Annotated in this window: 17 protein-coding genes and 1 tRNA gene; 7 read left to right on the top strand and 11 right to left on the bottom strand. The window is 68.2% G+C overall.

The annotated features are described in order from the left end of the window. The 5 genes from ACIRQP_RS13165 to ACIRQP_RS13145 all read right to left on the bottom strand — a co-directional run. Nucleotides 1–828, bottom strand: an 828-nt coding sequence (locus ACIRQP_RS13165) for an ATP-binding cassette domain-containing protein (RefSeq protein WP_403887936.1), incomplete at its 3' end; no start/stop codon positions are given. A gap of 327 nt (nucleotides 829–1155) precedes the next feature. Next, the gene (locus tag ACIRQP_RS13160) at nucleotides 1156–1983 is read right to left on the bottom strand and encodes a DUF6065 family protein (RefSeq protein ID WP_403887895.1); all 828 of its coding nucleotides are present in this window, start codon (nucleotides 1981–1983) and stop codon (nucleotides 1156–1158) included. A gap of 83 nt (nucleotides 1984–2066) precedes the next feature. Further along, nucleotides 2067–3263 (bottom strand): tetratricopeptide repeat protein, encoded by a 1197-nt coding sequence (locus ACIRQP_RS13155; protein WP_403887892.1) that lies wholly within the window; start codon nucleotides 3261–3263, stop codon nucleotides 2067–2069. Continuing rightward, a complete protein-coding gene (locus tag ACIRQP_RS13150) occupies nucleotides 3244–4320 on the bottom strand; it encodes a radical SAM protein (RefSeq protein WP_403887889.1) in 1077 nt (358 codons plus the stop codon). Before ACIRQP_RS13150 ends, ACIRQP_RS13155 begins: the two co-directional genes overlap by 20 nt. Next, complete coding sequence (locus tag ACIRQP_RS13145; protein ID WP_403887886.1) at nucleotides 4317–4544, bottom strand: hypothetical protein; 228 nt, start codon at nucleotides 4542–4544, stop codon at nucleotides 4317–4319. Before ACIRQP_RS13145 ends, ACIRQP_RS13150 begins: the two co-directional genes overlap by 4 nt. 659 nt (nucleotides 4545–5203) lie before the next feature. Here ACIRQP_RS13145 and ACIRQP_RS13140 point away from each other — a divergent pair. Continuing rightward, nucleotides 5204–5671, top strand: a complete 468-nt coding sequence (locus ACIRQP_RS13140) for a mobile element transfer protein (protein WP_403887883.1) — start codon at nucleotides 5204–5206, stop codon at nucleotides 5669–5671. Here the strand turns inward: ACIRQP_RS13140 and ACIRQP_RS13135 are convergent. The 3 genes from ACIRQP_RS13135 to ACIRQP_RS13125 form a co-directional block, all read right to left on the bottom strand. Further along, nucleotides 5571–6995: a Cys-Gln thioester bond-forming surface protein gene (locus ACIRQP_RS13135; protein ID WP_403887880.1), complete on the bottom strand. Its 1425-nt coding sequence runs from the start codon at nucleotides 6993–6995 to the stop codon at nucleotides 5571–5573. The two genes, ACIRQP_RS13140 and ACIRQP_RS13135, sit on opposite strands and share 101 nt — an antisense overlap. 224 nt (nucleotides 6996–7219) lie before the next feature. Beyond that, nucleotides 7220–7789: a single-stranded DNA-binding protein gene (locus ACIRQP_RS13130; protein WP_403887876.1), complete on the bottom strand. Its 570-nt coding sequence runs from the start codon at nucleotides 7787–7789 to the stop codon at nucleotides 7220–7222. 155 nt (nucleotides 7790–7944) lie between these two features. Next, a complete protein-coding gene (locus ACIRQP_RS13125) occupies nucleotides 7945–9759 on the bottom strand; it encodes a GTPase (protein ID WP_403887873.1) in 1815 nt (604 codons plus the stop codon). On the opposite strand from ACIRQP_RS13125, the gene ACIRQP_RS13120 reads away from it, so the two are divergent. Further along, entirely contained in the window at nucleotides 9758–10000 is a 243-nt protein-coding gene (locus tag ACIRQP_RS13120) for a hypothetical protein (protein ID WP_403887870.1), read from the top strand. The two genes, ACIRQP_RS13125 and ACIRQP_RS13120, sit on opposite strands and share 2 nt — an antisense overlap. Nucleotides 10001–10010: 10 nt before the next feature. Here ACIRQP_RS13120 and ACIRQP_RS13115 read toward each other — a convergent pair whose 3' ends face one another. Further along, entirely contained in the window at nucleotides 10011–11609 is a 1599-nt protein-coding gene (locus ACIRQP_RS13115) for a dynamin family protein (protein WP_403887933.1), read from the bottom strand. 316 nt (nucleotides 11610–11925) lie between these two features. Here ACIRQP_RS13115 and ACIRQP_RS13110 point away from each other — a divergent pair. From ACIRQP_RS13110 to ACIRQP_RS13095, 4 genes are all read left to right on the top strand, one after another. Beyond that, nucleotides 11926–11998: transfer RNA gene (locus ACIRQP_RS13110), tRNA-Arg, on the top strand. A gap of 694 nt (nucleotides 11999–12692) precedes the next feature. Continuing rightward, entirely contained in the window at nucleotides 12693–14333 is a 1641-nt protein-coding gene (locus ACIRQP_RS13105; RefSeq protein WP_403887867.1) for an amidohydrolase, read from the top strand. 67 nt (nucleotides 14334–14400) lie between these two features. Further along, entirely contained in the window at nucleotides 14401–15642 is a 1242-nt protein-coding gene (locus ACIRQP_RS13100) for a YbhN family protein (RefSeq protein WP_403887864.1), read from the top strand. 214 nt (nucleotides 15643–15856) lie between these two features. Next, nucleotides 15857–16627 (top strand): fasciclin domain-containing protein, encoded by a 771-nt coding sequence (locus ACIRQP_RS13095; RefSeq protein ID WP_403887862.1) that lies wholly within the window; start codon nucleotides 15857–15859, stop codon nucleotides 16625–16627. 136 nt (nucleotides 16628–16763) lie between these two features. Here ACIRQP_RS13095 and ACIRQP_RS13090 read toward each other — a convergent pair whose 3' ends face one another. Then, a complete protein-coding gene (locus ACIRQP_RS13090; RefSeq protein WP_403887859.1) occupies nucleotides 16764–17252 on the bottom strand; it encodes a hypothetical protein in 489 nt (162 codons plus the stop codon). 387 nt (nucleotides 17253–17639) lie between these two features. On the opposite strand from ACIRQP_RS13090, the gene ACIRQP_RS13085 reads away from it, so the two are divergent. After that, nucleotides 17640–18626, top strand: coding sequence for a phosphotransferase enzyme family protein (locus ACIRQP_RS13085; protein ID WP_403887856.1), 987 nt, complete (start codon nucleotides 17640–17642; stop codon nucleotides 18624–18626). A gap of 69 nt (nucleotides 18627–18695) precedes the next feature. Here ACIRQP_RS13085 and ACIRQP_RS13080 read toward each other — a convergent pair whose 3' ends face one another. Beyond that, complete coding sequence (locus tag ACIRQP_RS13080) at nucleotides 18696–19514, bottom strand: SAM-dependent methyltransferase (RefSeq protein WP_403887853.1); 819 nt, start codon at nucleotides 19512–19514, stop codon at nucleotides 18696–18698. Nucleotides 19515–19557: the final 43 nt, after the last annotated feature.

Here is a 19557-nt window from a genome sequence, read left to right as displayed (position 1 = left end):
GTTCGACCGCACCCACTCCAGCTCCTCCTTGAGCCGCTTCGCGCGCTTGGCGTCCTTCTGCCCCTCCACCTTCAAACGCGTCTGCTTGGTCTCCAAGTACTTGGAATAATTCCCCTCATACCCATGAAGACGGCCACGGTCGACCTCACAGATCCACCCGGCGACATTGTCGAGGAAGTACCGGTCGTGCGTCACCGCCACAACCGTGCCCGGATACTTCGCCAGATGCTGCTCCAGCCACTGCACGGACTCGGCGTCCAGATGGTTGGTCGGCTCATCGAGAAGCAGCAGATCAGGAGCTTCCAGCAGCAGCTTGCACAGCGCCACACGACGACGCTCACCACCGGAAAGATTGGTGACCGGCCAATCACCGGGCGGACACCCCAGCGCGTCCATGGCCTGCTCCAGCTGAGTGTCCAGGTCCCACGCGTTGGCGTGGTCGAGGTCCTCCTGAAGCCTGCCCATCTCCTCCAACAACGCATCGGAGTAGTCCGTCGCCATCAGCTCGGCCACTTCATTGAAGCGGTTGAGCTTGCCCATGATCTCGGCGGCACCCTCCTGCACATTCTCCAGGACGGTCTTGGACTCGTTCAGAGGCGGTTCCTGGAGAAGCATGCCGACCGTGTAGCCGGGCGACAAGAACGCGTCACCATTGGACGGCTGCTCCAGCCCCGCCATGATCTTCAAGATCGTCGACTTACCGGCCCCGTTCGGACCCACCACACCGATCTTCGCGCCCGGCAGGAAGCTCAGCGACACATCATCGAGGATGACCTTGTCGCCATGCGCCTTGCGCGCCTTGCGCATCGTGTAGATGTACTCAGCCAAGAGAAACCGTCCGGCAATCGAGAAGGGCCAACGTGCGGCTCCGCCGCGTGAGGGCAGATACACGCCATCTTGCCGCATGTCCATCCTCCGATGGAAACCCGTATCGTCGAGCGCCTCTGACCTGGGGTTTCACTGGTGGCGGCGGTGACTCGCCAGTCACTGTCGGTCGCTGTCGGGTGGCCTCGGGGGGCGACGGACGGCCCAGGGACGGCCCAGACCCGATCTTCGCGGACCGGTCGGCTGGTCGACGGCGGACACTTCGATACGGGCCGCATGAACCCCAGCCGACGACAGTCAGCCACGACGGCGGGTGCGCCGACCGACTGGTCAGCCGCATTCCGCACCGTCGGGTGCCGCTTCCGCTTTGGTGGCCCGGCTGGTGCAGCCCTGCCGGCATTCGCGGCCCTCGCTGTCGGGCATTCCGAACGGCCGGAGGTGAAGCCGGGTCTGGTGCTCCGGCACAGGGGTATCGCCCTCAGTATCACGGCCTCGGAAGTAATTCTTCTGCCATTTCGCCTCGGATGACTGGAGATGAGGAAGCCGCTCCAGAAAGGATTGACGGGAAGCAGCAAATGCTTTACACCGGCGTCTCTCTTCAGCATGGGACTCCAGACTCCGCACCTCGGGCTGGAATGCCTCCAGCTCACCGCGGCGCTGAGGCACGACCATGCACATTGGTTCGCCCTCTTCAAAGATGACGTCCATGAAGGGACGTGTCATTTTCCAGTTCATGGTGAACGTCGCAGCCGTCCAGTCCGTCTCTACAACACCCTCCAACGCGCACACCCCGTCCTTGGGGGAGTTCGCAGGGCCCCGGACGAGCAAATTGTATCCGGGCGGCGTACGGAAAAGATACGGGATATCCCACGTGATAATACCGTAACCGAAATGACTACGGGCCAGCGGAGTGGGTCCGCTCCCGTCGTGCGTGATAACTAGCGATTTTTTGCAGTCGCCACCGGTCCACTTTGCCTGAAAGGCAACAGAGTTGCGGATCACCCAGCCACTCTGATTCGCCATAAGCAGCGGCAAGCAACGATTGGCGAACCTCTGATCAGTCGCCGACATCCATTCACGGTTTGGCGACCCCACCGTGATCGGCATAACCTGACCGCATAGTGAGTACGCCGTCAAAGTCAGGTTACCGCTTTTCATTTAAAACTCCTCATGGGTCGCCTACGGCCCAACAGGGTCACTGACAACTGACGCTAAGGAGCCCACGCGAATTCGGAGCGCGATCACGTCAAAATTGCCGTGGCGCCCGTAAGGTCCTTCACTACTTCTAGCAGCTTCTCGTAAACACTCCCTGGCCGGCTCGGCGAAGGGGCCTCACCTTCGACCCTACGCACTACGCCATATTCGCAGTCAGTGACGAGCCGCCCGTATGAAAACTTCCACTCTTCCCACTCCTCGGAGCAGACCCCCAGCCGCACCAAGGACCTCAGAAAAGTCCATTCAGAGAGCTGGTCGTCAATGCTCCGGGCCAGCCGAATACCCTGGACATAAACGCCAAGCGCGAGTTCGCTCTCCTCAAGCCTCTCCAGTAGATCGGCGTACTTTTCGATGAACCGCAACATCGTCGTTGGCGGGATGGAGTCAAAGGCTCCACCAATTACCAGAACAGCTAACTTTCGAACCAGGCCCGTAGTTTCCTGGCCCAACACCAGACGGCTTTCCATGGCGTAGAGCATCATGACGACCTGGTAGTACATATCTACGCCGGTCGGAAGATTCGTCGTGCTCGCGAGAACGTCGCCATGCCGGCCAAGACGAGATTTGGCGATTATCATCCCCTCGTAAACCAGATAGTGCAACCCTGAATAAGGGATCAGTTCACCTTCGTTCACCAGGGAGCGGATTCCAGCATGTTCGACGCATTTGAGGCTACTAATAAACTCGAGCGCGCCGTGAGAGTCTCGAACCTGAAAGAATGCCTTCAGAGAGTCGATCACGTAGACAGCCCGAGGAACTCCCTTCATATCCGGATCACCGTCCAGGATCACTGCCCAGACCTGCGGAGTGAGTCGACACGGCCCAAGGCGAACCTCACTACCCGAGTTGATCGAGTAGATATCGGAAAAATGCGCTACGGCGCGTTTTGTTTCCCCCTTGAATCCCAACAAGCGCCCCATGTTCACCCAGGGGTCGAGAGCCAGCCGGAGAAGATTGGCCGACCGCTTCGGGGGAAGACCTTCCGCTTGAGTCGCGATCCAGAAGAGTTGCGCTTCGCAGATCTTTCTTGCCTTGTCCAGGTCCCCCAGGTAGGCAAATACCAAAGCGGCGTTACTAAGAGAGGAGATTACCTTCGCACGTTCATCAGACTCTGGCGGGGTGCCCCTCCGAAGAAACTCAATCAGTCTTTCGGACCAGAGCGCCAAGGGTGAACGAGGAATTCGCGAATAGTGGTACAGGAAATCATTTGACGACTTCGACATCGCCACTCTTCGAAGGGCCGGTGGGGCGGACTCCAATCTGCATGAGCACCGGTTCTCCTGCAGATCTCGGGAGACCCACGAGTGGGCATCCAAGAACCTTGGAAGAATCCTTGCTCCAGCCTCTGAGCCAGGGCCCCAGACTTTCCTCCCGCAATTCGAGAGTGCCATCCTCGAGCAGACGGCCAATGCTGTTTGCGGGGTCAGACAACGCTACTGTGCATTTCCCGACGTCACCGGATGCTCTAATGAGAAGCGAGTTGGGGCGAGCGGCGTAACAGACGTTACTCGGGCGGTAAACCTTTTCACTTCCGGCTTGCCCGTCAATCAGCCCCTTCAGCGCGCTGATCGCTTGAGTGGCTTCAGCATGCCCCAGGACATTGAATTCTTCATCATTGGGGCCACCCCAGTGGCCCACAGCCTTGGGGAGGACAACAAATCTGCTGTCCTCCAGAAATTCCTTGCGAATTTCCAGTAGAAATTCAGGCATCACATCCAGGTTGGCCGGCGTGACGTGCACCCGCAATGTGACGCTGATGTCGACAGAACTCGATCTGAGGTCCAGGAGATTGGCCCAAATCTTCTGGAACGAACCTCCTCCGTCGCGCCGAATGCGCGTTCGGTCGTGAAATCTCTCAGGACCGTCAAGCGTAATCTGATACTGCCGGATATTGAGCTCGTACAGACGCTGGGCGGTGGCCAGGTCGAGCTTATAAGCGTTGGTTGTCATCTCGCTCGTGTAGGTGATTCCAGGCACCGTGCGCGTGAGCGACAGCACCGATTCAGAGATATCCTCGATTACCTTCTGGGCGATCAACGGCTCCCCGCCGAACCAGCCGATGTGGAGCTGCCTGAGGGTAGGGATTCGACGTTCCAGCAGCCGCTTTACACCCGTAACTACGGGAGCCTTCATCGTGCCTACGCTGAAGTCCTCGTAGCAGTAGACGCAGCGAAAGTTGCACTGTTCAGTAGGGAGCACGATGAGATGCAGAATCTCATCACTGAAGGCCGTGAGGATTTCCTCGTCCAGGATGCCTGGAATGGCGGCGTCATCAGTCACTGCGGGCACCCCGACTGGATGGGCGGCGGCGGGACGGTGCAATGACACATGGTTCCGTTACCTTCGTCCATAATCGCCAGCTTTCCCACGTCGAGGAGATCCCTCAGCTCGTTCAGCCTGGCCTCGACCTTCGGGTCATTGCTTTTAATGCGACCGCTCTCGTCGATGCTGACTTTGTCGGTGTCGATCTCGCAGAGCAGATCCCTTAGGGAACGCTGGGTCATTTCTTCTTCCTTACACTCAATGGCAGGGCGGCCGGCACTGTGGCCGTTTGCGTTCCAATCTTTACCAGGCAGGTCATCGTTTGAAACTCAGAACGCTCTCTGTGCGCCCGTGTTCGTACGCCGAGGGGAAGCTTTCCGAGTAGTCGGACACCTCAATTGTGGCTGTGACCTGTGGGTATTCGCTGTCAGGAACAGCCGGAGTCGCAGCTGTGACCTCCTCCCCGGCCTTTTCTCTCCATGGTCCAAACGAGGTGTAAGACGTGGCCGACAGATTGAAGCTGTGCCACTGGGGCTGCACCGGGTGGCCCGGCAGCTGCTTCTCTTAGCGCTTCCATCTGTGGTCGTGGCGCTTGTAGCGCTGGGAGGTCGGCAGGCGTTCGGACAGGTCTTCGGCGCCTTGGACCGGGTGCGCAGTCATTCGGCGCCCTCGGCCCGGTAGCGGCGGTATTAGGTGTAGTACGCCTGTCGGCCGATCCCGAAGTACCGGCAGGACATGGCGACGTTCCCGGTGACCTCTTCGACGTGGCATATCACCGCGAGGCGCCGCTTGACGTCGCGGTCAGCGGCGGTGTGGTGGCGGGAGTCGACTTGGACATGTGGATCTCCGTAGTGATCGGAGACTCAGGGGTCAACGGTGATCATCGGTTTTATCCGGTTTGGTGGAGCCTGTGGGGCTTGAAGTCGTATGCGCACGAGGGAAGTCCCATGCCCTGACGGCGCGCCATCAACAGGAGGAGCGCTGGTCGGACCGTCCAGATGATGCGCGTGCTGACGTGGGTGATGGACACCGTCCAGGGCTCGCGGCGCCGAAGGGCCCACCTCGCGTCGATGACCACCGGGGCCGCGAGAAGCACACCGTCGCCTGTACCGCCCCGCGCTGCAACTTCTCCGCCGTCTTGCCGCATGTCCATCCCCTGATGGAAACCAGTACCGCTCCCCGGACCGCTCTCACGCCCGTGGCCCCCGGCACGCGGGTGCGTGCCGGGGGCCACGGGCTGCGAAGTCTCACTCAGCGCGAGAGTTCGGTCACTCTCCGGGAGTCGAAGGCGTGGCGGTGTTCTTCTTGCGGAGGAGGAACACGGCGCCGCCGCCGAGCACCACGAGCGCGATCGCGGTGCCCGCGATGACCGGGGTCGCGCTGGAGGAGCCGGTCTCCGCGAGGTTGTCCGTGGCAGCCGCGGAGGAGCCGCCGGCCGAGGCCGGGAGGGGCTGCGCGGACTCCTGCTGGGTCACGGGGCCCGAGTCGCTGGTGGTCAGGCAGTCCAGGACGCCCTTGAAGTTCTGCGTGAAGCCCGCGGGTCCGGTGATGGTGAAGTCGTACGCCTCGTCCTCGCCGACCGGGACGGTGACGGTCTTGGACTCACCGGCCGGGACCGAGTACTCGGTGCCCTTGAGCTCGAAGACGAACGGCTCGTCGCCCTTGTTGGTGGCGGTGATGTCGACGCCGCCCTCGGCGCAGTTCTTCTGAGCGGTGACGGCGGGGATCGCGCCCCGCTCGGCCCAGGTCGCGGTCGCCGTCGCCGAGACCGTGGACTCGCTGGACCCGGCCAGGATCTGCGTCTGGCTCTTGGTCACACCGGCGAAGGCGCGGCCGACCGGTACGGAGGTGGTGGCCTGCACGCCGAGCGAGGCGGTGCCGTCGGAGGCGTCGGACGGGACGTCGAAGTACAGCTGCGTCCCGTTGACGGCGGTGGTGACCGGGGCGCCGTCCTTGTCGGTGATCATGACGCCGCTGGCGGCGGCGTCGGCGGGCGGCGTGATGGTGGCACCGGCGGCGTCGGTGCGGACCGTGATCGGGCCGAGCTTCTCACCGGCCTTGCCGGAGACGGCGCCGGGCTCAAGCGTGAGGGACGCCTTGGGCTCGGCGGCGTCCTGGGCGCTCTTCTCCAGCCAGTCGGCGAGCTTCTCGGCCGCCGGGTCGCCGGCGTCGACATCGGCGTTGTCCGAGTAGCGCCAGATCGCGACCTGGGTGCCCGCCGCCGCCGTCTTCTCAGTGAGGGGCCCGGTCTCCGCGCTCTGGGCGAGCGCCGAGAGGTCGTCTATCTGCGGGTAGGAGTGCTCCAGGATCCAGCGGATCTTGCCGGCGTTCTTGTTGACTCCGAGCGAGGTCTGGTTCCAGGGGGTCTCCAGGTACTTGGCCTGGTCCTGTGTGGGGTTGTGGATATCGATGCAGTACGTCTTGAGCTTGCCGCCGCCGTCCACGGTCATCTCGAACAGCCCGGCGGGGAGTTGCTGGTCCTTGCCATCGCTGTGGAGCACGGCGCCGTCGTAGGTCTTCAGTCCGTCGAGGGTGGCCGCGGCGCCGCCCTGGTGCTGGGGAACCTCGTCGGCGGTGGCCGCGCCGGCGCCGGCCACCGAGCCCATGGCCACCAGTCCCGAGACGAGTACCGCGGCGGCGAGACGGGCAGCGCCTCGCCTCCGTACGGATGACGCTGATATCGCAGAAAACACAGAATTCCCCTTCGGGCGAGCTTCTTCCGCGTCGAACGCGTGGGGGGGATGCCTCGCCAGCAGACTCAAGTGCCCCGTGAGTACTCGCGAATTCTATGGACGGCGCGAACCGCCGGAGTCCACTCACACACTCTGATAACCGTTCCGAATCGGAATCGTTATCGACACTCCGGCAGAGCTATGCAAGGCGTCCGAGTATGTCGACATGTCTCCACAACCCATGCTCAGGGAACGGCAGTCGACGCCGTGACGAGCGCACGGGCGGGTGCCGCGCCCGGCGTCCCGTCCGACGTTCCGTCCGGAGACCCGTCCGGCGTCCCGTCAGGTGCCCCCTCATGCACGGGAAGCCGCCCCTGGTCGGGCCCCCGAAGCCGCGCCCGCCCGCGCTCCTCCCCCTCCGTCGCGGGCTTGTGACGCTCCGTCAGGAAGGGAGTTGCCCTGGTCACGCGTCTGAACGCGGCGGTCCCACGCGTCAGATCGTGGCCGACCGCCATCGCGTCGATCTCCACGGACGTCCGGCGCTGCCCTTCCCGTTCGTCCTCCCGTACCCGCAATCGGCCATGCACCACGAGCGGCTCACCGACGGAGACCGAGGCGGCCAGATTCGCTCCCAGCGTCCGCCACGCCCATACCGTGTAGAAGCTCGTGGGCCCGTCCGCCCAGCCGTTCTTCTGCCGGTCCCAGCGGCGCCCGGTCGCCGCGAATCGGAACCGGGCGACCCCGCCCGTGGCCGACTCCCTGAATTCCACCCCTGTTGCGACATTCCCCACCACGGTTACCACGGTGTCGTTCATAACGGCCCCTCCCCGTCCGGCTGCATTGACTGATCCCATGCTGGACCGGATGGAAAGAATCTGCTGTTGGCTGTGGATTACCTGTCAGTTGTGGAAAACCCCGTCACCCTCCACGACATCCCTTCGCCGACCTGCCGTCGCCCCCGTCAGCCACCTCATCCGCCCGTGCGGGAAACGGTCGCGTACTGCTCCCGCACCTCCCGGTAGCGCATCAGCTCCGCCGAGATCGGGTCCAGCACACTCGCCCTCCCACAGGCCGCCGCCGCCTCGCGCAGCCGCCGCTCGGCGTCCTGCCCGTACCGCCGCGCCGGCCCCATCGCGGCCGCCCCGCACGCCCACTCCACGAACGGCCCGCCGATGATCCCGGCGATCATCACCAGCACCGGCGGCAGCAGCCCCGGTTCCAGTACGCCGATGATCTGCCCCACCAGCCACAGCGCGCCGTAGATCTGGAGCAGCGTCATGGATGCCTGCGCCAGTACGGCGGCGGGCCACCAGGCGGGCCGCGGCGGCCGGCTGCTCGGGGTCGCCGCCGTCTCCGCCAGCTCGTCCAGCGCCTCCGGCAGCCCTTCCGCGCCCCGCGCCGCCGCCTCGCGCACGGAGTGCGCCCAGGGCGCGGGCAGCCCGGCGGACGCCTCCTCCGCCACCGTACGTACGGCCTGTTCGACCCGCTGCCGTGCCGTCAGCTCCTCCTCCACGACCTCCGGGGGCCGCTGCGTCTTGCCGCCGGGCATCCGCGTGGACTCGTACCACCGCCACAGCCGCAGCCAGGGCGTCCCGCACGCGCGCCCCGCGTTCCTGCGCCAGGCGCGCTCCGCCGCCTCGCCCGCGGCCACCGCGCCGACCGCCCAGGCCAGCCGGTCGGCGAACTGCTCACGGGAACGCTCGCCGAGTCCGGCACGCCCCTCGGCGACATACGCGGACCGCAGCCGCCACGCGGCCGCGTCCACATCGGCGGAGAGCCGCCGTTCCGCCGCGTTCCGCTCCTGTACGAACCGCCCCAGCAGCTCGCGCAGTTCGCCCACGCCGTGCCCGCTCAGCGCGGAGACGGCGAGGACCGTGGCGCCGGGCTCGCCGTGTTCACCGAGGGCCATCCCGTCCTCGTCCAGCAGCCGGCGCAGATCGTCGAGCACCTGGTCGGCGGCGTCGCCGGGGAGCCGGTCGATCTGGTTGAGCACGACGAAGGTGATCTCCGCGTGGCCGGCGAGCGGCCGCAGATAGCGCTCGTGCAGCGCGGCGTCCGCGTACTTCTCGGGATCGACGACCCAGATCACCGCGTCCACGAGCGCGAGCACCCGGTCCACCTGCTCACGGTGGCGGACGACGGCCGAGTCGTGGTCGGGGAGGTCGACGAGGACCAGGCCGTGCAGTTCCTCGTCGCCGTCCCCGCCCGCCAGCGGCTTGCGCCGCAGCCGCCCCGGGATGGCCAGCCGGTCGAGCAGTCCCGCCGCGCCGTCGGACCAGACGCAGGCGATGGGGGCGGAGGTGGTGGGCCTGCGCAGGCCCGTCTCCGAGATCGGCACCTCGGCTAGAGCGTTGAACAGCGTCGATTTGCCGCTGCCCGTCGCTCCCGCGATGGCGACGACGGTATGGCGCGAGGAGAGCCGCTGACGGGCGGACGCCTCGTCCAGGACGCGTCCGGCCTCGGCGAGTACGGATCCTTCGAGCCGGGTCCTCGACAGCCCCACCAGCTCGCCCAGGGCGTCGAGACGTACCCGCAGAGAACCGCCGTACGCGCCCCCGATGGGTGTGTGGGCCTCGGAGTCGTAGGAACCGGGGCCCAGCACGCCGTCGAGCCCGTCCGGGGAGCCCTTCTCGGTGGCACGGCGGGCGATCAGCCCGTCGTCCCAGCCGTCGACCGAGGGGTCGGGCTCGCCGAGGGCGAACGCGGAGTAGATGGGCTCGGGGGCCTCATGGGCCTTCTGGGACCCCACGGCCTCGTCGGGCTCCCCGGATTCCGCGGATTCCATGGATTTCGCCGATTTCAAGAATTTCGAGGGCTTCATGAATTTCGCGAGCATCGCGGACTTCCCGGGCTCCGTGTCGTTCTCGGCGTTCTCCGATCCCTCCACTCCATTATCGGAAGTGTTATCAGCCTTTTCTGCCCCATCAGTCCTATCGGCCTCATCAATCTCATCAATCTCATTGGCCTCGCTGGCCTCGCTGGCCTCGCTGGCCTCGCTGGCCTCATCAGCAGCACCAGTCACCTGAGCCACATCGGTCACCTTTCCCTCTGGAGTACGGACAGCGCGGCGATCAACTCGGCCTGCGGCTCCGGGGTCACCTCAAGTGCGTCGAGGGGCGCCAGTCGCCGGTCGCGCTCCCCGTGCAGTACGCGATCGATGTACGTCGTCACCAGCTCGCCGCCCCGGTCGCGCAGCCGCAGCGCCGCGTGCGCCCCGACCCGCTCCGCGAGCCGCTCCCCCGCGATCCGGGCCCGCTCGCCGCCGAGGAGGGCCGCCGCGAGCAGCGCCGCGACGCTCTCGGCGTCGGGCGCGGGGGTCCGTTCGAGCCGGCGCACCTCCTCCTCGGCCAGTTCCTCAAGGACGCGGCGCCAGCGGCGTACGGCCATCCCGACCCGTTCCGCCGTCTCCCCGTCCGGGCCCGGCACGGGCAGCACCCCGGCGGCCGGCTCGCGCCGCCACGCCTCCTCCACCCGTTCCTCGGCGGCGGCCACCGCGCACTGGAGGAGGGCGCCCAGGCTCTCCACCAGCGAGTCGAGCAGCTCGCGCGCCGAGTTGTCCCGGGGATAGCCGCGCCAGCGCGTGCGCGCGTCCCCGGCGAGCACGGCCCCGCGCTGAAGCTGCCTGCGTACCCGCTCGCCCTCGGCCGCATAGGCGTCCTCCACCGCCCCCGTCAGCCGTACGGCGGCGGCGTACTGCGCGGCCACCGCGCCCGCCAGCTCCGGCATCCGCGCGTTCAGGGAGTCGATGACCCCGGCCGCGGTGCGCACCAGGGCCTGCTGACGAGCCGCGGGGTCCTGCACCCGGTGGGCGAGCCAGGCGAGCAGCGGCGCGACAGCGGTGGTGGGCAGCAGGCCCCGCCCCGCGCCCGCGGACTCGGGCAGTTCGGGGATGGTGAACCGCGGTACGTCACCGAGCCCAGCCCGGGTCAGCAGGGCCGCGTACTGCCGCGACACCTCGTCGATCATCTGATGCGGCACCCGATCGAGCACGGTCACCAGCGAGGCGTCGTACTCCTTCGCGGTACGAAGCAGATGCCAGGGCACGGCGTCCGCGTACCGGGAGGCGGTGGTCACCATGACCCACACGTCCGCGGCACAGATCAACTCGGCGGCCAGCAGCCGGTTCTCCACCACGAGCGAGTCGATGTCGGGCGCGTCGAGCAGCGCGAGCCCGCGGGGCAGGGCGGCGGCGGTGTCGATACGCACCGCGCTCTGCTCCGCGGACGCCGTTCCGTCCGCGCCGACCCCCGCGTCGTCCTCCTGCTGCGGCAGCCATACGCGCGTCAGATGCGGCAACACCCGCATCCCGGCGAACCAGTGGTGGTCGTCGGGGTGGCAGACCAGTACGGGGGTACGTGTGGTGGGCCGCAGCACCCCCGCCTCACTGACCCGCCGTCCCACAAGGGAGTTGACGAGCGTGGACTTCCCGGCACCGGTGGACCCCCCGACGACCACGAGCAGGGGCGCTTCGGGGTCCCTGAGCCTCGGCAGCAGATAGTCGTCGAGCTGCGCGAGCAGCTCGGCCCTGGTCTGCCGGGCACGCGGCGCCCCGGCGAGAGGCAGTGGAAGACGCACGGCGGCGACACGGTCGCGCAGTGCGGAAAGTGCGTCGAGCAGCTGGGGCCGTACGTCCAAGGTCACCACATGCGAAGAATGCCCAACTTTGGAGCCTTTTTGAAGCGTATGGACATCCCTGCGCGCCGATCACATACTCGGGACAGACGGGACGAGTGGGGCACAGGCATAACGACTGCACAACACCCGGGGCGCCGAGGGCAAAAAGCGATGCGTGAATCGCACCTGCCTGCGATTATCGGTTCGCTTCACTGAACCTCCACAACGTGCCACGGGCGTGAAGCAACCGGGTCAAGGTGATCGGAGCCCTATCCTTGTCCCGGCAAGGTCATGGAACTACCCAACCGGGGCTCCAGGTCACCGAGGCCACCACCCGGCCCCCGTAGCTCAGTGGATAGAGCAGGTGCCTTCTAAGCACTTGGCCGCAGGTTCGAGTCCTGCCGGGGGCGCTTTTCTACGCGCGGTGCACGGCCCTCCCTCAGGGAGGGCCTTTCCGCAGGTCAGCGCAAATCTAGCGGGCACGCTGTAGCGGTGCCGTAAGCGCCGATACCGCCGGCGCGGGGGCGCGGGCGGGGAGATCGCGCGCGGGGGGAGCGAGCAGCGCGCCGCGGTCAATTGCTCCCGCCAGGCAGGGTGCTTGGCCCGGCAGGAGGTCGCCGCGGAGCCGGGAGACGGATCTGGCCGATGATCCGGTCCCGTATGTCGCGGTGATGAAAGATGACCGGCGGCTGCCCGCCCGCGCGCCAGGCTTGCGGGAAGCCCGCCTCGGCCCGCCGGAGATCGAGGGCGGTGACGCACCAGCAGCCCCGGCCCGGCGGAGGACGGTGCGCTGCGGCCGGTTTCCCCGGGACCGGTCCGAACTGCCCGAACTGCCCGACCGGTCGGTGGACTTCCTCGCCCGGCAGGTACGGGTTCCCGCCGAGCCGACGGGCAGGGCCGAGGCGGAGTCCCCCTCTCGGCCGCGGACGCACCCGTTGCCGCTGCGAGTGACGCTGCCGGCCGCCCTGTCGCACCGGCGCGAACGTGAGATCGCCGACACGATCGCACGGCGCCCGGTGATCCGGTCTTTCCGGCCTGTGACGACAAAGAACCTTCAAGAGCGAAGAAGATGAAGAAGAAGACGAAGGAGACAAGGGAGAGCGAGTGAGACGGCAGAAGACGGCGACGGCGTACGGCGCGGGCCGCCGCACCCTGCGCAACGTCCGGATCGGCGCGGGCGGCCCCGTGTGCGACGTACGGATCGCGAGCGGGCGCGTCAGCGAGATCCACCCCGGCGGCAGCGCGGCGCCTCGGAGCACGGGCGGGCCGGATGTCGATCTCGACGGCCGTACGCTGCTGCCCGGCCTGTGGGACGCGCATGTGCATATCGTGCAGTGGGCCGTCGCCCGTCGCCGTCTCGATCTGGCGGGCACCGGCTCGGCGCGCGCCGCGGCGCGGATCGCAGGGGAGCGGGCCGCGTCGATGGGCCCGGGTGAACTGCTCGTCGGCTATGGCTTCCGGGACGGGCTGTGGCCGGACGCGCCGCACAAGCACCTGCTGGACGCGATGGTCCCGGACCGCCCGGTGCTTCTCGTCAGCGCCGATCTGCACTCGGCCTGGCTCAACTCCGCCGGGCTCGCGCTCCTCAGCAGGGGCGACCACCCCAACGGGCTGCTGCGCGAGGAGGAATGCCTCCGGGCCACTGCCCAACTGTCGTCCGTGACCACCGAGATGAGCGACGCGTGGGTCAGGGAGGCGTGTGCCGCGGCGGCCCGGCGCGGCATCACCGGCATTCTGGACTTCGAGTACGCGGACAACGTGACGGACTGGACCCGCCGGATGACGACCGGTCAGGCGGTGACCGGCGCGACGGCTACAGCTGCGGCGGCCGACGATGCGGCCGGCCTCTCGATGCCGCCCCCGACCCCGATATCGACTACGGCCCCGATACCGGTACCGGCCCCGGTATCGGTACCGATCCCGGTCAGAGTGGCCGCCGCCGTCCACCCCGAGCATCTGGACGCGGCCATCGCCAGGGGGTTGCGTACCGGCGTGGCGCTGCGCGAGGTCCCCGGCGGGCTGCTGGAGACCGGCCCGCTGAAACTGTTCACCGACGGCTCGCTCAACACCCGAACGGCCCTGTGCCACGACCCGTATCCCGGCATACCGTCCGGCGGTCCCGGGGAGTACGGGCTCGCCCAGGTCACCCCGGAGGAGCTGGCCGCCGTGATGCGCCGGGCCGCCGCACACGGTATGGAGCCCGCCGTCCATGCCATCGGGGACCGCGCCAACGAGATGGCGCTCGACGCCTTCGAAGCCGTCCGCTGCCGGGGGAGGATCGAGCACGGCCAGCTCCTGCGGCCCGCGGACGTACCGCGCTTCGCCGCCCTGGACGTCACCGTTGGTGTACAGCCCACGCACGCGGTGGACGACCGGGACGTCGCCGACCGGTACTGGCACGGCCGTACGCACCGGGCCTTCCCGTTCGCGGATCTGCTCGCCGCGGGGGCCGCGCTGGAGCTGGGTTCCGACGCGCCCGTGGCGCCGCTCGACCCCTGGCGGAGCATCGCGAACGCCGTCGCCCGCACCGACGACGCCCGCCCCGCCTGGCACCCCGAACAGCGGCTATCCGTCGCGCAGGCGCTGGCGGCGTCGGCGCGCGGACGCCGTTCCGTACGGGTCGGGGACCGCGCGGATCTGGTGGTCGTGGACGTGGATCCGCTCACCGCCGACCTGGCCGTGCTGCGCGACATGCCGGTGTACGGAGCGATGCTCGCGGGTGCCTGGACCCATCTCGCCGCCTGAGCCCCGCCCCTGGTGACGGCGCGTACGGGCGGGGCCGGGGAGCCGGCCCGGTCGTATCGTGGAAAGCGTGGCGGGCCGCGCCGGGGGGCATCAGGGGGCGTCGCGACACGCCCCGGTCGCCGCGCTCGCGTCGGTACGTCCGCTCTGGTGGGTCGTGTCCGTCCTGCTGGTGGCGGCCGCCGTGGTCATCGCGCTCACCCGGCGCCACGAACTGGTAACCGCCGTACATCTCATCGATGACGTCCGGCTGCCCCGGCTGCTGCTCGCCGCCGGGTTCGAGGCGGCTTCCCTGGCCTGTCTGGCGGCTGTGCAGCACTGGCTGCTGCGCGCGGGCGGTGCGCGGATCCGGCTCCGGGTCGTCGGCGCCGTCGTGCTGGCGGCCAACGCCATCGCGGGGGCGCTGCCCGGTGGGGCGGCGTTCGCGGCGGCGTGGGTGTTCCGGCAGTTCCGCCGCCGGGGCGCGGGGCAGGTCCTCGCCGGGACCGTACTGGCGGTCGCGGGGCTGCTGTCCGCGGTGAGCCTCTTCGTACTCCTGATGGCCGGTGTCCTGGCGGCCGGTTCATCGGGCCCGGTGGCCGGGGTGCGGCCCGTGGTCGTCGGGCTCGCCGTTGTGGCGGTCCTGGTGGCGGGCGTGACGGCCGGCCTGTTCCGGTTTCCGCGGGTAAGGCGCCGGGCCCGGCGGATGTGGCGGCGGATCGGACTGCGCTCCCGGCGGCTGTGGGAGATCGAGCAGGCGCTGTCGCATCTGGGCCGTCAGGTCCGTACCACCAGGCCGGGGATACGCCCGTGGCTGTGGCCGTCGTCGCTGGCCGTGCTCAACTGGGGCTTCGACCTTGCGTGTCTGGTCGCGTGCGTGTGGAGTCTCGGGATCGCCATACCGTGGCACGGCGTTCTCGCGGCCTACGCGCTGACGCAGTTCGCGGGAAGTCTGCGGCTCACGCCGGGCGGTCTCGGCGTGGTCGAGACGAGCCTCACGGCGCTGCTCGTGCTGTACGGGCTGAGCGCCGAGCAGGCGATCGCCGTCACCCTCCTGTACCGGGTGCTGAGTTACTGGGTGCTCCAGCCGATCGGCTGGGTGAGTGGGCTCGGACTGACGCTGAGCCGCGGGCACTCCAAACCCGGTGCCGACGACGGGCCCCACGCCGGCAAGGGGCGTCCCCACGATGGCAGCCCCGGCACCGGAGGCAGCCCCGGCACCGGGGACGGCTCCGACGCCCGGGACGGCTCCGACGCCGGGGAAAACTCCGACGCCGGGGACCGCTCCGGCAAGGGGCCCGACGGCGAATCCACCCCCGGTAGCCGTGCCTGATCCAGGCACCCGACCTGGCCATATCTCCCAAGATGCCCAAATCCACCCAGTGCGGCTACGCTTTATGCGGTGGCTTGACCGAACGACAGGCCGGACCGGTGACAACGCCCCGTCCGGCATCCCGCGCCACCGGCAGGATCGGCCGCCCCGGCCGCCATCGACGCCTCCCGGGCCCGAGCCGGGGCCCTCCTCCCACAGGAAGAGGAATCGAAACATGAAGTCCTCCCGCATCCGTAATACCGTCGTGGCCGCTGCCGCCGCGGTGGCCCTCCCGGTCTCCCTGGGCGTCATGGCACCCCAGGCCTTCGCGGACCCCGCCGCGCCCGGCACCCCCACACCGCCGAGCGCGCCCGTGACACCCGGCACGCCCACATCGCCCGGCGAGTCCACCCCGCCCGGCGAGACCACGTCACCCAGCGCCTCCGCGTCACCGAGTGAGTCGCCGTCGCCGAGCACGTCCGCCTCGCCCAGCCCGTCCACCTCTCCGAGCAGGACGGCGGTGCCCAGCCCGGCCGTCCCGTTCGGTCCCGGCTGCTCGTCGATCCCGAAGACCGGCGCCGGCAGTTTCGCCCAGATGGCCACGGAGCAGGTGGCGACGGCCATTTCACACAACCCGGACTTCAGCACGTTCCTCTCCCTGGTGAAGAGCGCCGGACTGACCGACAGACTGAACACCGCGAAGGACATCACTCTCTTCGTGCCGACCAACGAGGCGTTCAAGAAGCTCTCGACATCGCAACTCGACCAGATCAAGAACAACGAGGCGCAGCTCAGGGAGGTCGTGAAGTACCACGTGACGGAGAAGAAGGTCACCCCCGACCTGCTCCCCAACGGCGTCTTCTCGACCTGGGAGGGCACGACCCTCTCCACCTCGGGGTCCGACCGTTCGTTCAAGGTGAACGACACGGCGAAGATCCTGTGCGGCAACATCAAGACGGCGAATGCCACGGTCTACACCATCGACACCGTACTGATGCCGAAGTAGCGCCTCACGCCGCGCTGTACGCACATCGCCGTACGCACATCGCGGTACGGCATCGTCGTACGCACATGCCGGAACGTTCACGCCTCGCCGCCCCCTTTCCACACCGGAGAGGGGGCGGTCTCCTCCCGAAGGCGCGTCAGATGCCCGCCGAGGCCATTTCGATGGCGGAGCGGTAGTTCAGCGCGGTCGCCTTCACACAGGCGCCGTACGTCCGGTCGTTGGTGACCACGAGGAAGTAGTCGCGCAGGTTCTTCCAGTAGTTGACGAGATAGCCCAGCCCCGGAATGAAGCCCGCCGGCCGGGGAACGAGGGCGAAGGCCTCGGAGCACTTCAGGATCTCGCCGGTGGCCGTCGAGAGGATGGCCGCCACATCGCTGTTCATGTTCCAGCCGGCGGCCAGCGAGTCGTTCCAGATGGCGCCGGCGATCTGACGGAGCCGCTCCTGCTCCTCCGGCGTGGGATCGCTGCTGAACGTGACGCTCGCCGACGTCACGGCTCGCGCGGCCGGCGCCTCGGTCGTCCCCGCGGCCGCGTGGGCCGCTCCCGCCGTGCCGACGGCCAGGACCGCCCCCGCGGCGACCAACGCCACCGTCGGCGCCCAGCGGGATAATCTCCGCTCAACCATGTTCTCCGCCCCTCCCCTGCAGCCGACCCGAGGTCCGATTTGGTCCTCGTCGGACGCTGTCGCGCCGAGCCTCCCGGTTCGCCCCCGGGCCGTCAACGGCGCGGATCAAGCCGCGTGGCGGTCCCCGGCAGGTCGAACGTCTGTTCTATGATTCCCCCGGTGCGCCCCGTTACACGCCCTTGATCAGGGCCGTTGTCCGGGCGCCCACCCCAACACCATGCGCTCCGGAGGAATCATGCGACCTGTTCCCGCCCCCGCCCGTCTCGCTCCCGTCCCTCTCCCCGCGCCTCCCGTGCCTTCCGCGCTTCCTGTCCTTCCCGCCCTTCCCGCGCTTCCCTTCGTGGCCCCCGCGGACCTGTCATCACGACCGTCACCGAGGTGGGGTGCATGAGTCACGGTCACGTCAAGACCCTGCCGCCGTCGCTGCGGGTATGGGCGGAACGCGTCGTCGGGCCACTCTCCGCCGTACAGGACACCTCACACCCGCGCGAGACCTCACGGGTGTGGGATGTCACCGACAGCCACGGCCGGCGCTTCTTCATCAAGCAATCGGCGAGCGCCAAGTTCTACGAACGGGAGACCTTCGGATACCAGTCCGCGGTACCCGCCCTCGGATTCGGCCGCGCCCCGCGGCTCGTGGAGACCGACGCCCGGCAGCTCGCCCTGCTGCTGACCGCCGTGCCGGGCACTCCCGTATCGCGGCTCACGCTCCCCGGCCCGGAACACCGCTCCGCGCACCGGCAGTTCGGGGTCCTGCTGCGCCGTCTGCACGGCACGGACAAGATGCCGGGCGCCGGGCGGCGAGAGGCCCGGACCGCGCTGGAGCGGCTGGCCGACGACGCCGAGAAGCACCTCGCGCGCGCCGCCGACCTGATGTCCGAGAGCCGGCGCGCGCTCGTACGCCGCTCGGCGGACCACGTACGGAAACTGACCGATCTGCTCGCGCCCGCCCATATCCACGGCGACGCCCAGGAGCGCAACGCACTGTGGACCGGCCCCGCGGTGCCGGGACAGCGGACACCGGGACAGCGGACGCCAGTACGGCAGACGCCGGGACGGCAGACGACCCGGCCGGCGTCGGGACACCTGGCGGTCATCGACTTCGAGCGGTCCCGGTACGCCCCCGCCGTACAGGACTTCGTACGGCTGGCCTGCGGCCCCTGGCAGGACCGCGGCGATCTGCGCACCGCGTTCTTCCACGGGTACGGCCGCTCGCTGACCGACGCGGAGCGCCAAGCACTGCCGTGTCTGGCGGCGCTCGACGCCGCGAACTGTCTCGCGTACGGCCCGGAGCATGGCGAACACGACGTCACGGCCCGGGGGCTCCGTACGCTGGCCCGCCTGGAGAGCGGCGCCTGGGGGACATTCGTATGACCGGAAGGCGCGCACGTACGGCCGGGCGGCCATGGGTATGACCGGACGGCTCGCGTGTGCCCGCCCCCGTTAAGGCTTGCGCGCCACGCCCGCGTAGATCGAGACCGCCGCGTCGGTGGCGCCCTCCTCCGGTTCGCCGTCCGGGCGCCAGCGGTGCGGCACCGCGAGGCCCGGCTCGACGAGTTCCAGCCCGTCAAAGAAACGGAGGACTTCGCTCCGGGAGCGCACCTGCGCGGGGATACCGCCGCTGCGGTAGACACCGATCACCCGCTCCCACATCTCCGGGGCGAAGTCCGGAGTGCAGTGGGAGAGGACCAGGTAGCTCCCGGAGGCCAGCCCGTCGAGCAGAGACCGGACGGTCTCGTACGGACGGAACTCGTCTGGCACGAAGTGCAGCAACGCGTTGAGGGACAGCGCGACCGGGCGCGTCAGATCGATCGTATGCCGCAGCCGCTCCGACTCGATGATGCTCTTCGGCTCCCGGACGTCGGCGTGGATGTACGCGGTACGGCCCTCGGGTGTGCTGCGCATCAGGGCCTCGGCGTGCCGGAGGACGATCGGGTCGTTGTCGACATAGACGACACGGGAGTCCGGGGCCGCCGCCTGGGCTATCTGGTGGAGATTGGGCCGGGTCGGGATACCCGTACCGATGTCCAGGAACTGCCGGATGCCGGCCTCGGACGCGAGCCAGCGGGTCGCCCGGTGCATGAAGTGACGATTCGTCTGCGCGCAGATCTTGACGGTGGGGAAGACCGACTCGACGGTGGCCGCGGCCACTTGGTCGGCCTCGTAGTAGTCCTTGCCATTGAGGTAGAAGTCGTACATCCGGGCGGGGTGGGGCTTGGTGGTGTCGATCTCGTCTACCGACGGGTGGTCGAGGTCCGTCATGCGGGGCCGTCCATTTCTTACTCGTGGGGGGTGTTGCCGGATG

This window comes from Streptomyces sp. NPDC102274 (assembly GCF_044766385.1).
Classification (GTDB): Bacteria; Actinomycetota; Actinomycetes; order Streptomycetales; family Streptomycetaceae; genus Streptomyces.
Note: the sequence above shows the minus strand (reverse complement) of the source record. Positions and strands in the feature narration are given on the sequence as shown.

Bases quoted from the DNA above. Each gene is read 5' to 3' on its own strand.
- ACIRQP_RS13080 (WP_403887853.1), bottom strand. From the start codon at position 19,514: ATGACGGACCTCGACCACCCGTCGGTAGACGAGATCGACACCACCAAG.
- ACIRQP_RS13095 (WP_403887862.1), top strand. From the start codon at position 15,857: ATGAAGTCCTCCCGCATCCGTAATACCGTCGTGGCCGCTGCCGCCGCG.
- ACIRQP_RS13125 (WP_403887873.1), bottom strand. From the start codon at position 9,759: ATGGAATCCGCGGAATCCGGGGAGCCCGACGAGGCCGTGGGGTCCCAG.
- ACIRQP_RS13090 (WP_403887859.1), bottom strand. From the start codon at position 17,252: ATGGTTGAGCGGAGATTATCCCGCTGGGCGCCGACGGTGGCGTTGGTC.
- ACIRQP_RS13160 (WP_403887895.1), bottom strand. From the start codon at position 1,983: ATGAAAAGCGGTAACCTGACTTTGACGGCGTACTCACTATGCGGTCAG.
- ACIRQP_RS13120 (WP_403887870.1), top strand. From the start codon at position 9,758: ATGGATTTCGCCGATTTCAAGAATTTCGAGGGCTTCATGAATTTCGCG.
- ACIRQP_RS13155 (WP_403887892.1), bottom strand. From the start codon at position 3,263: ATGTCGAAGTCGTCAAATGATTTCCTGTACCACTATTCGCGAATTCCT.
- ACIRQP_RS13145 (WP_403887886.1), bottom strand. From the start codon at position 4,544: ATGACCCAGCGTTCCCTAAGGGATCTGCTCTGCGAGATCGACACCGAC.
- ACIRQP_RS13130 (WP_403887876.1), bottom strand. From the start codon at position 7,789: ATGAACGACACCGTGGTAACCGTGGTGGGGAATGTCGCAACAGGGGTG.
- ACIRQP_RS13085 (WP_403887856.1), top strand. From the start codon at position 17,640: ATGAGTCACGGTCACGTCAAGACCCTGCCGCCGTCGCTGCGGGTATGG.